Origin of the sequence: Amycolatopsis sp. NBC_01480 (assembly GCF_036227205.1) — a bacterium.
GTDB lineage: Bacteria > Actinomycetota > Actinomycetes > Mycobacteriales > Pseudonocardiaceae > Amycolatopsis.
In genome coordinates this window covers 1,593,825-1,608,521 of the sequence record NZ_CP109442.1, presented here as the reverse complement: position 1 = coordinate 1,608,521, position 14,697 = coordinate 1,593,825, and the positions used below count along the sequence as shown (strand labels likewise).

14 protein-coding genes are annotated in these 14,697 nt (G+C 69.7%); 7 read left to right on the top strand and 7 right to left on the bottom strand.

What is annotated here, in order from left to right:
• Nucleotides 1-13 precede the first annotated feature (13 nt).
• Both OG371_RS07485 and OG371_RS07480 read right to left on the bottom strand, forming a co-directional pair.
• A complete protein-coding gene (locus tag OG371_RS07485; RefSeq protein WP_177231138.1) occupies nucleotides 14-511 on the bottom strand; it encodes a hypothetical protein in 498 nt (165 codons plus the stop codon).
• A 54-nt stretch (nucleotides 512-565) separates the two neighbouring features.
• Complete coding sequence (locus OG371_RS07480) at nucleotides 566-1,156, bottom strand: SACE_7040 family transcriptional regulator (protein WP_329066916.1); 591 nt, start codon at nucleotides 1,154-1,156, stop codon at nucleotides 566-568.
• Nucleotides 1,157-1,351: 195 nt separating this feature from the next.
• Here OG371_RS07480 and OG371_RS07475 point away from each other — a divergent pair, with 195 nt between their 5' ends.
• From OG371_RS07475 to OG371_RS07460, 4 genes are all read left to right on the top strand, one after another.
• Nucleotides 1,352-2,119 (top strand): SGNH/GDSL hydrolase family protein, encoded by a 768-nt coding sequence (locus OG371_RS07475; protein ID WP_329066914.1) that lies wholly within the window; start codon nucleotides 1,352-1,354, stop codon nucleotides 2,117-2,119.
• A 169-nt stretch (nucleotides 2,120-2,288) separates the two neighbouring features.
• Nucleotides 2,289-3,902, top strand: coding sequence for a carboxyl transferase domain-containing protein (locus OG371_RS07470; protein ID WP_329066913.1), 1,614 nt, complete (start codon nucleotides 2,289-2,291; stop codon nucleotides 3,900-3,902).
• Nucleotides 3,903-3,907: 5 nt separating this feature from the next.
• A complete protein-coding gene (locus OG371_RS07465) occupies nucleotides 3,908-5,893 on the top strand; it encodes an acetyl/propionyl/methylcrotonyl-CoA carboxylase subunit alpha (protein ID WP_329072934.1) in 1,986 nt (661 codons plus the stop codon).
• Nucleotides 5,890-7,044 (top strand): acyl-CoA dehydrogenase family protein, encoded by a 1,155-nt coding sequence (locus OG371_RS07460; protein ID WP_329066912.1) that lies wholly within the window; start codon nucleotides 5,890-5,892, stop codon nucleotides 7,042-7,044. The genes OG371_RS07465 and OG371_RS07460 overlap by 4 nt, the downstream gene beginning before the upstream one ends.
• On the opposite strand, the gene OG371_RS07455 is transcribed toward OG371_RS07460, so the two are convergent.
• Both OG371_RS07455 and OG371_RS07450 read right to left on the bottom strand, forming a co-directional pair.
• Nucleotides 7,045-7,812 carry a phosphotransferase gene (locus tag OG371_RS07455; RefSeq protein WP_329066910.1) on the bottom strand — a complete coding sequence of 256 codons (768 nt, stop codon included), beginning with the start codon at nucleotides 7,810-7,812 and terminating at the stop codon, nucleotides 7,045-7,047.
• The gene (locus OG371_RS07450; RefSeq protein WP_329066908.1) at nucleotides 7,809-8,318 is read right to left on the bottom strand and encodes a phosphoribosyltransferase; all 510 of its coding nucleotides are present in this window, start codon (nucleotides 8,316-8,318) and stop codon (nucleotides 7,809-7,811) included. Before OG371_RS07450 ends, OG371_RS07455 begins: the two co-directional genes overlap by 4 nt.
• Before the next feature lie 84 nt (nucleotides 8,319-8,402).
• Here OG371_RS07450 and OG371_RS07445 point away from each other — a divergent pair, with 84 nt between their 5' ends.
• The 3 genes from OG371_RS07445 to OG371_RS07435 all read left to right on the top strand — a co-directional run bounded on the left by OG371_RS07445 (nucleotide 8,403) and on the right by OG371_RS07435 (nucleotide 11,034).
• Nucleotides 8,403-8,912, top strand: coding sequence for a GNAT family N-acetyltransferase (locus tag OG371_RS07445; protein WP_329066906.1), 510 nt, complete (start codon nucleotides 8,403-8,405; stop codon nucleotides 8,910-8,912).
• 90 nt (nucleotides 8,913-9,002) lie between these two features.
• A complete protein-coding gene (locus OG371_RS07440; RefSeq protein ID WP_329066904.1) occupies nucleotides 9,003-9,866 on the top strand; it encodes an SDR family oxidoreductase in 864 nt (287 codons plus the stop codon).
• 106 nt (nucleotides 9,867-9,972) lie between these two features.
• Nucleotides 9,973-11,034 (top strand): alpha/beta fold hydrolase, encoded by a 1,062-nt coding sequence (locus tag OG371_RS07435; protein WP_329066902.1) that lies wholly within the window; start codon nucleotides 9,973-9,975, stop codon nucleotides 11,032-11,034.
• Between the two features lie 78 nt (nucleotides 11,035-11,112).
• Here OG371_RS07435 and OG371_RS07430 read toward each other — a convergent pair whose 3' ends face one another.
• From OG371_RS07430 to OG371_RS07420, 3 genes are all read right to left on the bottom strand, one after another.
• Entirely contained in the window at nucleotides 11,113-12,321 is a 1,209-nt protein-coding gene (locus OG371_RS07430) for an acyl-CoA dehydrogenase family protein (RefSeq protein WP_329066900.1), read from the bottom strand.
• 70 nt (nucleotides 12,322-12,391) lie between these two features.
• Nucleotides 12,392-13,687: an acyl-CoA dehydrogenase family protein gene (locus OG371_RS07425; RefSeq protein WP_329072932.1), complete on the bottom strand. Its 1,296-nt coding sequence runs from the start codon at nucleotides 13,685-13,687 to the stop codon at nucleotides 12,392-12,394.
• 99 nt (nucleotides 13,688-13,786) lie between these two features.
• Entirely contained in the window at nucleotides 13,787-14,656 is an 870-nt protein-coding gene (locus tag OG371_RS07420; protein ID WP_329066898.1) for an oxidoreductase, read from the bottom strand.
• Between the last annotated feature and the right edge of the window lie 41 nt (nucleotides 14,657-14,697).

Genomic DNA, 14,697 nt, shown 5'->3' with positions numbered 1-14,697 from the left:
GACCCGGGGGCGCTCAGCCGTCGACGGCGTCCGAGATCCAGTCCGCGACCGGCAGGTCCCGCTCCAGGCATTCGACCGACAGCCGGATCGTCCAGCGCAGGGCCTGCAGGACCAGGCTGTCGACCTCGTTCGGCGCGGCGTTGGCGAGCGCGATCTCGACCTGCTCCTGCGCGGCGGCGGTGTTGCCGTGGACCTCGGCGAGCAGCGTGCGGACCGCGGTGCGCACCGGCGGGTCGGCCTGGTCGATGGAAACCTCTTCGCCGTCCTCGTCGAAAACCTGGACCTTCACCGGTGCCGTCCCGCCGTCACCGAGCGTGGACACCATGGTGCTGCACTCGCCGAACAGCAGCAGCATCAGCGCTTTCGTCTCGTCCGAGCGCTCCTTCGGCTCCTCGGAAGACGGCGTGACCTCGTCGAGCGCTTCGGCGTCTTCGCCGAGGCTGATGGCGACGAGCGCGCGTTGCGCCTTCTCGACGAGCCGCTGCTCATCCTCGCTCCGGTCCGGGGTCACGTGCCTATCAAACACCAGCACCGGCATCCGTGGGGATACCCCGAATCCGGCGGATCAGCCGGCCGCCGAAAGTGCGCCCAGCGCGAGCCGGCAGAGCAGGTCGGCGAGCTCGCCGTCACCGAGATGGCGGTTGTACGGCGTCGAATTGATCAAGCCGAAAACCGCGTGCGCCGCCGACCGCGCCTCGCGCTCCTCGAGCCCGGGGACGGCGTCACGGATCGCCCGCACCCATACCTCGACGTACTGGCGTTGCAGCGCCCGGACCTCTTTGCGGTCACTGTCGGTGAGATTCGCCAGGTTCCGCTCCTGCACCGTGATCAGCGCCGGGTGGTCGAGCGCGAAGTCCACGTGGAACCGCACGAGCGCGGCCAGCAGCTCGCCGGCCGAGCCCCCGATCGCCGCGCGCTCGGTGCCGCCGTCGAGCAGGTAGTGGCTGATCGAGTTCAGCATCTCGCCGAGGATGGCGTCCTTGCTGCGGAAGTGGCGGTACAGCGCGGGGCCCGAAATGCCCACCGCGGCGCCGATGTCGTCGATGCCCACGCCGTGGAAGCCGTGGTGGGCGAACAGCTCGGCGGCGGCGGCCATGATCTGTTCCCGCCTGTTCGCCTTCTCGCCAGTCACGAGTGGGGTGGGGTTCGCCGGCATCCGGCCATAGTAGGACCGCCGGTTAGCGAGCGCTAACCTCCGGTCCGACTTCCGGCCTGGGCCAAGTGGCGGCAGGGCACTTTTAAGGGTGTCCAGTGGGGAAACCACCTGGTATTGCTTTACCTCGTTGAGCTGTCACGACAGGAGTGACCCATGGCTGTTCCCGCCCGTTCCACCACTCGAAACCTCCAACGGATGTGCGCGGCCCTGGGGGTCGCTCTACTCGCTTGCCTCGGCTTGGCCGGCACCGCCGGCGCGGCCACCAGTTACGTGGCCCTCGGCGACTCCTACTCCTCGGGAGTCGGCGCCGGGGACTACGGCAGTTCCGGTGCCTGCAAGCGCAGCGCCAACGCGTACGGCCAGCTGTACGCCAACGCCCACAGCGGCACCACGTTCACCTTCCTCGCCTGCTCCGGCGCGAAGACGGGTGACGTGCTGACCCAGATCGGCTCGATGCCGTCCAACGCCGGCCTGGTGACGGTGACCGTCGGCGGCAACGACGCCGGCTTCACCGACGTGATCACCACCTGCACCCTGAACAGCGACCAGACCTGTGTGGACCGGGTGAACACCGCGAAGGCCTACGTCCAGAACACCCTCCCGGGCCTGCTGGACAAGGTGTACGCGGCGGTCAAGGCGAAGGCGCCCAGCGCCAAGCTCGTGGTGCTGTCCTACCCGCGCTTCTACACCGTGCCGGGTTCCTGCAGCGTCGGCCTGAGCGACACCAAGCGCTCCGCGATCAACTCCGGCGCGGACACCATCGCCGGCGTGATCTCGGCGCGGGCCTCGGCGGCCGGTGCCCAGTTCGTGGACGTCCGGTCGGCGTTCGACGGGCACAACATCTGCTCCTCGGCCGGCGACTACCTGCACAGCCTCACCTGGCCGGTGGACGAGTCGTACCACCCGACGGCCGCCGGCCAGCGGGGCGGCTACTACTCCCCGCTGACCTCCGCGATCGGCTGATCAGCCCGTTTTTCCCCGGCCCGTGGGCGGTGGTGCTGACCGGCGCCGCCGCCCACGGGCCTTTTTCGCGGGCGGGCCCGGATCACAGGGGTCCCCGCTGGACACTCCGGTTAGCGCTCGCTAACATCCGAGGTGAAGTTAACGAACGCTAACCTCGCGACGGGGAGTCATGGACACGCCGGTACTGAGCAGCTCCGCGGATCCGCGGAGCGAACCGTTCGCCCGCAGCGTCACCTCGCACGCCGAACTGGTGGAGGACCTGCGCAAGCGGCTGGCCGCCGCGCGCCTCGGCGGGCCGGAGAAGTCGCGCGCGCGGCACGTCGAGCGCGGCAAGCTCCTGCCGCGCGACCGCGTCGACACGCTGCTCGACCCGGGTTCGCCGTTCCTGGAGCTCTCCCCGCTGGCGGCGAACGGCCTGTACGACGACGAGGCCCCGTCCGCCGGCGTGATCACCGGCATCGGGCGGGTGTCCGGCCGCGAGTGCGTGATCGTGGCCAACGACGCCACGGTCAAGGGCGGCACCTACTACCCGCTGACCGTCAAGAAGCACCTGCGCGCCCAGGAAGTGGCGCTGCACAACAACCTTCCGTGCATCTACCTGGTCGACTCGGGCGGCGCGTTCCTGCCGCGCCAGGACGACGTGTTCCCCGACCGGGAGCACTTCGGCCGCATCTTCTACAACCAGGCCACCATGTCCGCGCGGGGCATCCCGCAGATCGCCGCCGTGCTCGGCTCGTGTACCGCGGGCGGCGCGTACGTGCCCGCCATGAGCGACGAAGCGGTGATCGTGCGCAACCAGGGCACGATCTTCCTCGGCGGCCCGCCCCTGGTGAAGGCCGCGACCGGCGAGGTCGTCACGGCCGAGGAGCTGGGCGGCGGCGACGTGCACTCGCGCCAGTCCGGCGTCACCGACCACCTGGCGGACGACGACGCGCACGCGCTGCGCATCGTCCGCTCCATCGTCTCCACCCTCGGCCCGCGCACGCCGCGGCCGTGGGACGTGCTGCCCACCGAGGAGCCGGTCGTCGACCCGCGCGAGCTGTACGGCGTGGTGCCGACCGACCCGCGCACGCCGTACGACGTCCGCGAGGTGATCGCCCGCATCACCGACGGCAGCCGGTTCGCGGAGTTCAAGAAGGAGTACGGCTCGACGCTCGTCACCGGCTTCGCGCACATCCACGGTCACCCGGTCGGCATCGTCGCGAACAACGGCGTGCTGTTCTCCGAGTCGGCGATGAAGGGCGCGCACTTCATCGAACTGTGCGACCGCCGTTCGATCCCGTTGCTGTTCCTCCAGAACATCACCGGCTTCATGGTCGGCAAGGCGTACGAGGCGGGCGGCATCGCCAAGCACGGCGCCAAGATGGTCACCGCCGTCGCCTGCGCGCGGGTGCCGAAGTTCACCGTGATCATCGGCGGCTCGTTCGGCGCCGGGAACTACTCGATGTGCGGCCGGGCGTACTCGCCGCGGTTCCTGTGGATGTGGCCCAATGCGCGGATTTCCGTGATGGGCGGGGAACAGGCGGCTTCGGTGCTGTCCACGGTCCGCCGGGACTCGATCGAGGCCCGCGGCGGCGAGTGGTCCGCCGAGGACGAGGAGACCTTCAAGGACCCGATCCGCGAGCAGTACGAGGCACAAGGCAGCCCGTACTACTCCACCGCGAGGCTGTGGGACGACGGGGTGATCGACCCGGCGGACACCCGCACGGTGCTCGGGCTCGCGCTGTCGGCCGCGGCCAACGCGCCCCTGCCCGAGGTCAACTACGGCGTCTTCCGGATGTGATGAGTGTGTTCACCACTGTTCTAGTCGCCAACCGCGGGGAGATCGCGGTCCGGGTCATCCGGTCGCTGCGCGCGCTGGGCGTCCGTTCGGTCGCGGTGTACAGCGACGCGGACGCTGACGCGAAGCACGTGCGTGAGGCGGACACCGCGGTCCGCATCGGCCCGGCCGAAGCGGCGAAAAGCTATTTGTCGATACCGGCGATCGTGCAAGCCGCGCGGGACACGGGTGCGCAAGCCGTGCATCCGGGGTACGGCTTCCTGGCCGAGAACGCCGGGTTCGCCCGGGCCTGCGAGGAGGCCGGCCTGGTCTTCATCGGGCCGCCGCCGAGCGCGATCGACGCGATGGGCGACAAGATCCACGCCAAGGCCACGGTGTCCGCGGCCGGGGTGCCGGTCGTGCCCGGAGCGTCCGATATGGACATTCCCGAGGGCGGTTTCGCCGAGGCGGCCGCGAAAGTCGGGTACCCGCTGCTGCTCAAGCCGTCCGCCGGCGGTGGCGGCAAGGGCATGCGGCTGGTGCACGCGGAGTCCGAACTGGACGCCGCGATCGAGTCCGCGCGACGCGAGGCCAAGGGCTCGTTCGGCGACGACACGCTGCTGATGGAGCGGTTCGTCACCACCCCGCGGCACATCGAGATCCAGGTGCTGGCCGACGCGCACGGGACCGTGCTGCACCTCGGCGAGCGCGAGTGCAGCCTGCAGCGGCGGCACCAGAAGATCATCGAAGAGGCGCCTTCGGTGCTGCTCGACGAAGCCAAACGCGCCAAGATGGGCGCGGCTGCCGCCGAGGCCGCGCGGTCCGTGGGCTACGTCGGCGCGGGCACCGTCGAGTTCATCCTGTCGGCGCACGACCCGGACGAGTTCTTCTTCATGGAGATGAACACCCGGCTGCAGGTCGAGCACCCGGTCACGGAGATGGTGACCGGCCTCGACCTTGTCTCGTGGCAGGTCCGGATCGCCGCCGGCGAACCGCTGACGCTGCGCCAGGAGGACGTCCGGCTCGAAGGCCACGCCATCGAAGCGCGGGTGTACGCCGAGGATCCGGCGCGAGGGTTCATCCCGACCGGCGGCACGGTGCTGGCCGTGCACGAGCCTTCGGGCGAAGGCGTGCGCGTCGACTCGTGGATGACCGAGGGCGCCGTGATCGGCTCGAATTACGACCCGATGCTGGCCAAGGTCATCGCGTACGGCCCGGACCGCGCGTCGGCGCTGCGCAAGCTGGACCTCGCGCTGGCCGACACCGCGTTGCTGGGCGTCGGCACGAATATCGCGTTCCTGCGCGGATTGCTGGCCGACGAGGACGTCCGCGCGGGCCGGCTCGACACCGAGCTGGTGGACCGGCGGCTGGACGAGCTGGTCGCCGGCGACATCCCGGCCGAGTTCTTCGTGGCCGCGGCGATGGACCGGCTGCTCTCGCTGCAGCCCAGCGGGTCCACTGTGGACCCGTGGGACGTGCCGAACGGCTGGCGCCTCGGCGCCACCGGTGGCGTGACGTTCCGGCTGCGCTGCTCGACCACACAGGCCGTGGTCCGCGTCGAGGGCACTCCGGCCGACGCCACCGTGACGGTGGACGACGCCGAGCCGGTGCGGGTTTCGGCCCGCCGCGACGGCGATCTGCTGGAAGTCCGTCAGCCGCAAGGATTCCTGCGTTACCGGCGTGCTTCAAGTCCGGAAAGGACAGTCTGGCTGGCCGGCGAGGGACGCAGTTTTGCTTTCTCCGACCAGGAAGTGCGGCTTTCGGCGCGCGGGGAAGCCGCGGGCGCCGGGCCGGTCACCAGTCCCATGCCGGGCACCGTGCTCGTGGTGAAGGTCGCCGCCGGCGACGAGGTCAGCGCGGGCACGCCGTTGCTGATCGTCGAGGCGATGAAGATGGAGCACACCGTGACCGCGCCGATCGACGGTGTGGTGAGTGAGCTTTCCGTCCGCGCCGGCCAGCAGGTCGCGCTGGACGAGACGCTGGCTGTGATCAGCCCGACCGAGGAGAAGCAGTGATCGACTTCCGCCTGGACGAAGAGTACGAGGCACTCCGCAAGACGGTCGAGGACTTCGCGCAGGCGGAGGTCGCGCCGGTGATCGGCCCGATGTACGAGAAGGAGGAGTTCCCGTACGAGATCGTGGCCAAGATGGGCGGCATGGGCCTGTTCGGCCTGCCGTTCGCCGAGGAGTTCGGCGGCATGGGCGGTGACTACTTCGCGCTCTGCCTGGCGCTGGAGGAGCTGGCCCGGATCGACTCGTCGGTGGCCATCACGCTCGAGGCGGGCGTCTCGCTCGGGGCGATGCCGATCTACCGCTTCGGCACGCAGGAGCAGAAGGAAACCTGGCTGCCCGCCCTGTGCACGGGCGAGGCGCTGGGCGGCTTCGGCCTGACCGAACCGGGCGGCGGCTCGGACGCCGGCGCCACGCGCACCCGCGCCAAGCTCGACGGCGAGGACTGGGTGATCAACGGCAGCAAGGCGTTCATCACGAACTCCGGCACCGACATCACCCGGCTGGTCACCGTCACGGCCGTCACCGACGTGATGGAGAACGGCCGCAAGGAGATCTCCGCGATCATCGTCCCGGCCGGCACCCCGGGCTTCGCCGTGGCGCGCAAGTACTCGAAGGTCGGCTGGAACTGCTCGGACACCCACGAGCTGTCCTTTTCGGACGTCCGGGTCCCGGCCTCGAACCTGGTCGGCACGCGGGGCCGTGGTTACGCGCAGTTCCTGTCTATTTTGGACGAAGGTCGCGTCGCGATCGCCGCGGTGAGCGTGGGTCTGGCGCAGGGCTGCGTCGACGAGTGCCTGAAGTACGCGAAGGACCGCGTGGCGTTCGGCCACCGTATCGGGGAGTACCAGGCGATCCAGTTCAAGATCGCGGACATGGAGGTGCGCACGCACACCGCGCGCCTGGCGTACTACCAGGCGGCGTCGAAGATGCTCCGCGGTGAGCCGTTCAAGAAGGAAGCTTCGATCGCGAAGCTCGTCGCCTCCAACGCCGCCATGGACAATGCCCGCGACGCCACCCAGATCTTCGGCGGCTACGGCTTCATGAACGAGTTCCCGGTCGGCCGGTTCTACCGTGACGCCAAGATCCTGGAGATCGGCGAGGGGACCAGCGAGGTGCAGCGGATGCTGATCGCGCGGCACCTCGGCGTGGCTTGATCAGGCCAGCAGCGCTGCCCTCCAGTCCTCGGCGTGCGCGTCGAGGTAATCGGCGGCGGCGAGCCAGACGCGGCCGTGACACTCGTGCCACAGCCGCGCCCACGGCTGATTTCCTTGTTCAGCTTGGGTTTTGAGGTGGGTATACATCGATCGGGATCGCGGTCCCATGAGCTGGGCGAGCTTCTTGCGCTGCTGCTGGTCGAGGCCGTACGCGTCGGCGAACAGGCGTAGTCGGCGCTTCGCCTCGGCCCGCGGCGTCCCCGGTCGCAGCGGCGCGAAGGCGGGCGCGGCGTAGGCCAGGTCCCAGAGCCGGGTCCCGGGCGCGGCGGTGTCCCAGTCGATGAACACCCACTCCGCTCCGGCGACGAGGTTCCACGGCGCGAGGTCGTGGTGGGCGATGATCTCGGCCCCGTCACCCGGGATCACGACCTGCCATCGCGCGTCCGGCGGCGGCTCGAATCCCGCGACGGCGTCGTGGAAGTCCCGGATCAGGCGGGCCACACGGGTGAGCGCGGCGTCGGGCTCCATGGTCTCGGGGTGGTCCGGGTGGACTACCGGCCCCTCGGCGTAGGTGAGTACTTCGCGGCCTTGATCGTCCAGCCCGAGCGGCCGCGGTGCCCCGCGAAAACCGGTGCTGCGCAAGTGTTTCAGCAGCGCGTGCACCGCGGGTGTCCACGGCCCGGCCGGCCGCCGGACCGTGTCGCCGACCCGCACCACGCCGGTGTTCATGTTGCCGCCGGCGAGCGGGATTTCCTCGGGCCCGGTCATTCGGCGTCTCCCAGCTCGTCCGTCGTGACGATCCCCCGTGCCCACGGGGCGCCGAGCTGATCGACGATCACACTGCAGCCCAGCCAGGTCGCGCCGCACTCCTCGACCATGGCCCGGACCGCGGTGGCCTGGCTGCCGGTCTCGATCCAGTCGTCGACGAACAGGACCCGGTCGTCCGGGCGAAGAGCGGCGCGCTGCAGGCGCAGGCGGTGCCGCTGTCCGCGGTAGTCGGGGGCGGCCTCGCGGCTGATCTTGTCGCCCGGCAGCAGGCCGCCCTTCCGCACGGCGACGAAACCGGCGCCGAGCTCCACCGCCGCCGCGCCGCCCAGCAGGAAACCGCGAGACTCGACCCCGCAGACCGCGGTAACGCCCAGGCTTCGGTACGGGTCGGCGAGTGCCGCGACCATCGCCGTCAACGCGCGCGGGTCGCGGAAGAGCGCCCAGACGTCCGCGTGGCCGTCGATCCAACGGAACCGCGCGCGGACCAAATCGGCGGCGTCGGTCATACCGCCCACCCAACCAGCGCCCGGACCGTGCGGGCATCCGGTTTTCCGGCCCGCGGGCTCGCACCGTGCGGTAGAACGTCTTCCATGGGGTACTACATCGTCCGATCGGGTGCGGACACCGACGTGGACACCGTGCTCGGGTTCTTCGACGAGGCTGTCGAGTGGCTGGTGGCGCGGGGCAGTTCCGGTCAGTGGGGCACTGAGCCGTGGTCCGGGCAGCAGAAGCGGATCGACCAGGTGCGCGTCATGGCCGCGGATCCGGGCCTGCGGATCGCCGAGGTCGACGGGGTGGCCGCGGGCGCGTTGATCGTGGCCGAGGAATGCCCGGCGCACGTGCCGGAGGCCAGCGAGCGCGAGCTGTACATCCGGCTGCTCATCACGTCGCGGAAGTTCGGCGGCCACGGCGTGGGCGCGCGGCTGATCGAGTACGCGCTGGACGAGGCGAAGCGGCGCGGCATCGAGCTGGTGCGCGTCGACTGCTGGGCCGGCGGCGACGGCGAACTCCAGCGTTATTACGAGGGGCAAGGCTTCAAGTCGACCGTCCGCTTCGACGTCAACGGCTGGATCGGACAGGTGCTCGAACAGCGGTTGTGACGCATAACTGGCGTTATCACCGTCGCGGGTGCACCATATTGACACGACGCCAATAGTGTTCCGTCTCCGAAACCGCAGGAGGAGCCCGCCATGGCCAGGCCGCCCCGTTCGCTCACCGGGAAAGTCATCGTCATCACGGGGGGTGCGCAGGGCATCGGCGCCAGTACCGCGTCGGCGCTGAGCCGGCTCGGCGCGCGGGTGGTGATCGGCGACCTCGACCAGGCTCGCGCGGAGAAGACGGCGGCCGAGCTGGGCACGGACGCGCTCGCCCTGCCGCTCGACGTCACCGACACCGCGGCGTTCACCGGATTCCTCGACGAGGTCGAGCGCCGCGTCGGCCCGATCGACGTGCTGATCAACAACGCCGGCATCATGCCGCTTTCGCCGCTGGCCGAGGAGGACGACGCGACCACGCGGCGGACGTTGGAGATCAACTTGCACGCGGTGCTCCACGGCACGCGCGAGGCCGTGAAACGGATGCGGCCGCGGGGGACCGGGCACATCGTGAACGTCGCCTCGCTGGCCGGAAAGTCCGGTTTTCCCGGCGCGGCCACGTATTGCGCGACCAAGCACGCCGTGGTCGGGCTGTCCGAGTCGGTGCACTTGGAGCTGCGCGGGACCGGGGTGCTGGTGTCCTGCGTGATGCCCGCGGTGGTGCGCACGGAGCTGGCGTCCGGGCTGGGTGAGGCGCGTTTCATCAAGTCCGTGGGGCCGGAGGACGTGGCGGCGGCGATCGCGCAGGCGCTGCGGTATCCGCGGTTCGACGTGTTCGTGCCGAAGTCTTTGGACCTCACGGGCCGCTTCACGCGGCTCTTTCCGCGGGCGTTCGGCGAATGGTTCGTCCGCACTCTCGGCGGCGACCAGCTGCTGGCCTCGGCGGCCCACTCACCGGAACGCGCGGAGTACGAGGATCGGGCCGCGCGCAGCGCGCCGGCGGCGGATTCGGGCCGGTAACTGTCCGAAATGGACCTGCTTGCCGGGTGCTTGCAACTGTGGCGGTTGAAGCCGCACCGTCCGGCACGGCAAGATTGGCCTGGAGACGAGCTCCAGGAGGCACGATATGGCTTCACCATCGGCACGGCTGGCGGCCGCGGCTTCGAACGTCGTGGGCAAGGTGCTGCGTGGTGGTGTCGCCGACCTCCGCCCGATGCCCAGGGTGCTGATCGACCAGGGCCCGAACCGTTCGGTGTACCGGATGACGCACGGCGCGTCCGAGGTCTCCGGCCCGCCGATCCTGCTGGTGCCGCCGCTGGCCGCGCCCGCGCTGTGCTTCGACCTGCGCCGCGGCTGCAGCCTGATCGAGCACCTGGTGGAGGCCGGCCGCCCGACCTACCTGGTCGACTACGGCTCCGTCGCCTTCTCCGACCGCCGCCTGGGCATCGAGCACTGGATCGACGAGGTGCTGCCGCGCGCGATCCGCAAGGTGAGCGAGAACGCGGGCGGCCAGGGTGTGCACCTGGTTTCGTGGTCGCTGGGCGGAATCTTCTCGATGCTGGTGAACGCCGACCAGCCGGGCCTCCCGATCGAGTCCATCACCGCGATCGCCTCCCCGGTGGACTTCACGGCCATCCCGATCGTCGCCCCGTTCCGCCCCCTGGTCGACCTCACCGGCGGCCACCTGCTCACCCCGGTCTACCGCGCCTTCGGCGGCGCACCGTCCTATTTGGTCACCCGCGTCTTCCGCGCCACCGGCATCAGCAAGGAGATCACCAAGCCCCTGGCCATCCTGAAGAACCTGGACGATCGTGACTACTTGGCGCAGATCGAGGCTGTTGACCACTTTATGGACAACATGTATGCCTACCCTGGGCGCACTTTCGGTCAGCTGTACCACCGGCTGTTCCGTACGAACGATCTCGCCGAGGGGACCGTCGACCTGAATGGGCGGGTGATCAGCCTGTCCGATGTGAAGGCGCCGATGCTGGTCGTGGCGGGTGAGAACGACACTATTGCCCCGCAGGCTTCGGTGGAGCGGGTGGTGCAGCTGCTGGAGAACGCGCCTGAGGTTCGGTTCAGGACTGCACCTGGGGGTCACCTGGGGGTTTTGACGGGGCGGCGGGCTCGGGGGACCACTTGGAAGTATTTGGACGAGTTCTTGGATGACCGGATTTCGGGTCACTGAGTTTCAGTAGCACAAGACGAAGCCGCCCGACCGTCCCGAGAGGGGTAGCGGTCAGGCGGCTTTTTGTTGCGCTGCAACCTACTTGAGCTGAGCGGAAGTCTTCCCAAGAACCCGCCGAGCCACGATCAGCTGCTGAATCTGCTGTGTCCCCTCAAAAATATCCAAGATCTTCGCATCCCGAGCCCACTTCTCCAGCAAAGACTCTTCCGTGTACCCAAAAACCCCAGCCAACTCAACGCACTTCAACGTGATCTCCACAACCGACCGCCCCGCCTTGGCCTTCGCCATCGAGGCCTGAAGAGAGTTCGGCTGCCGGTTGTCCGCCATCCACGCCGATTCCAGCGTCAGCAGGTACGCGGCCTCGTAATCCGCCTCCAGTTGCAAGAAAGTCGCAGCCGCGGCGTGTTGCGTGGAGGAAGGGCGGTCGTAGTCGATGGTGACACCGGCGGAAGACAGGATCGCGCGCGTCTCCTCCAGGGCCGCACGCGCGACGCCGATGGCCATGGCCGCGACCAGGGGGCGGGTGTTGTCGAAGGTCTGCATGACGCCCGCGAAGCCCTTCGCGGTGTCGATTTCCGGGGTGCCCAGGAGGTTTTCGCGCGGGACTCGGCAGTTTTCGAAGCGCAGGACGGCCGTGTCGGAGGCGCGGATTCCGAGTTTGTGCTCCACGCGCACGACCTCGAAGCCCGGCGTGCCCTTCTCGACCACAAAACTCTTGATCGCGGCGCGGCCCTTGGACTTGTCCAAAGTGGCCCAGACGACCACGGCGTCGGCGCGCTGGCCGGACGTCACGAAGATCTTCTCGCCGTTCAAGACATAGGCGTCGCCGTCCTCGACGGCCGTGGTGGTGATCGCGGCGGAGTCCGAGCCGCAGCCGGGCTCGGTGATCGCCATTGCCGCCCACAGGCCGGAGAAACGCTCCAGCTGCTCGTCCGTCGCCACTGAGCCGATGGCCGCGTTGCCCAAGCCCTGACGCGGCATCGACAGCAGGAGGCCCACGTCGCCCCAGCACATTTCGATCGTGCCGAGGACGACGTTCAGGTTGGCGCCGTTGCGGTTTCCCTTCGCAGCGTCGTCTCCGGACCGTCGTACGCCAGCCGCGCCCGCGCCGCCCTCGCCCGAGGAGTTGAGGCCGTCCAGCAGGGCCGCGAACATGTCCAGCTCGGCCGGGTAGGTGTGCTCGGCGCGGTCGTACTTGCGCGAGATCGGCCGGAACACCTCGGCCGCGGCCTGGTACGCCTGGTTGATCAGCGCGCCGGCCTTCTTCGGAACCTCAAGGTTGATCATGAGCTGCCTTTCGAAAAGGAGACTCGTGAGTGTTTATGACGGTTAGAACCGTCCGGAACACTCACGAGGTTTAGAGAAGGACGGCGCCTTCCATGACGCCGATCGCCCGCAGGTCGCGGTACCAGCGCTCCACCGGGTGCTCCTTGACGAAGCCGTGCCCGCCGAGCAGCTGCACCCCCGCGTTGCCGATCTGCATGCCCTTGTCCACGGCCAGCTTGCGCGCCAGCGCGGCCTCCCGCGCGTACGGCAGGCCCTGCTCGGCCCGCGCGGCCGCGCGCAGCGTCACCAAGCGCAGGCCCTCCAGCTCGATCGCGATGTCCGCCACCGAGAACGCCACGGCCTGACGGTGGCTGATCGGCTCGCCGAACGCCGTGCGCTCGTTCACGTACGGCACCACGTAGTCGAGCACGGCCTTCGCGGTCCCGGCCGCGAGCGCCGCCCAGCCCAGCCGCGACAGCCGGACGACCTCGGCGAAGACGTCCGCCTTGCCGCCGCCCAGCAGCGCGCCCGCGGACAGCGCGACCTTCTCCAGGTGCAGCTTCCCGGTCGCGGCGCCGCGCAGGCCCATGGCCGGCTCGGATTCGACCGACACGCCCGCGCTCGAAGACTCGACGATGAACAACGCCGGGCCACGGCCTTCGAGATCGGCCGACACGATGAAGAGCTCGGCCTGCGCGGCGCGCGGCACAAGCGACTTCACGCCGTCGAGCTGATAGCCCTTCGGCGTGCGCTTCGCCTTGGTGGCCGGCTTGAACGGGTCGAACAGCGGCGCGCGCTCCTGCAGCGCCAGCGCCGCCGCGGGCACCTGCTCGCCGGCGAACGCGGGCACGTAATCGGCCTGCTGCTGCTCGTCGCCCCACGCCACCAGCGCGGTGCTGACGGCCGACGGCGCGAGCACGGCCACGGCCAGCCCCAGGTCGCCGTGCGCGAGGGCCTCGGCGACCAGCGCGTTGGTGACCACCGAACGCTCGGTGCCGACGCCACCCAGTTCTTCCGGAATCCCGACGAGGCTGATGCCCAGCTCGGCCGCGCGCGTCAGCAGGCCTTCGGGGGCTTCGAGCTTGGCGTCGGCGTCCGCGGCGGCGGGCCGCAGCTGCTCGGCGGCGAACTCGGTCACCGTCTCGACGATGAGCTGCTGGTCCTCGCTCGGCGTCAGGTCGAACAGGCCCGCGCCGGACGCGTGGGCGAGCCGCGCGGGCTTGCCCAGCCGCTGCACCGAGGTGAACGACCGCGTGGCCGCCCCGGCGGCGCGAAAACCGGTGCGCGTCCCGGCCTTGACCAGGTTCTGCACGGGTTCGCGGAGCCCCGCCTTGCCGATCACCTTGCTCCCGGCCAACCGGGTGAGCGCGGCCAGGCCGAAGCCCATCGCGTCTCGTTTCCTTGGCGCAGCCATATGGCCTCTCCCTCGCGTTACCTACTCACCAGTAGGTTAACGTGGAGTGCCCGGATGCGCCAGTGCCGTCCCTCACTCGTGCCGGTTGACGCCGGTGAGCCGCGCCGAGACCTCCCACAGCTGCTTCGCGAGGTCGGCGTCGCTGTCGGCCTTTCGTCGACGCTCGAGCGACGGTCGTGCGCCGGAACGGCCGGTGGGGCCAACGTACGAGTTCCCGGGCAGGTCTTCGGCTACTGCGTACAGCGTCGGCAACGCGCCGTACGCGGCTTCGCGCTGCGCCATGAAGCGGTAGCTGAAGCGCGTGACGGCCTGCTGTGGTCCGCGAAGGTGCTGATCCAGCGAAGTCGCCGCGACGCCGGGGTGCGCGGCGAGCGCCCGTACGGAGCTGCCCGCGGCAGTAAGACGGCGTTGCAGCTCCAGCGTGAACAGCAGGTTCGCGAGCTTCGAAGCGCCGTACGCGCGCATCGGCTGGTAGCGACGGCGCTCCCAGTTCAGGTCGTCCAGCCGGATGGTGCCGATCCGCGCGAGCCCGGATGAGACCGTGACCACGCGGTCGGTGATGTGCGGCAGCAGCAGGTTCGTCAGCGCGAACGGGCCGAGGTGGTTGGTGCCGAAGTGGTCCTCGAAGCCGTCGGCCGTTTTCCCTCGGGGCACGGCCATGATCCCGGCGTTGTTGACCAGCACGTCGAGCTTTCCCGTCCACGCGTCGGCGAACGCGCGCACCGAAGCGAGATCGGCCAGATCGAGCGCGCGCACCTCGGTCTTCCCGCCGATGCCCGCGGCGACGCGTTCGCCCTTCGCCACATCGCGTACGGCCAGCACCACGTGGGCGCCTGCCTGCGCGAGTTCGCGCGCGGTGACCGCGCCGAGCCCGCTCGACGCGCCCGTGACCACCATCGTGCGCCCGGTGAGATCGGGGAGTTTCCACTGTCCGGATGTCATGCGCCGAGTGTGAGCCCGGCGCGACGCGACGGGCAGAGTCC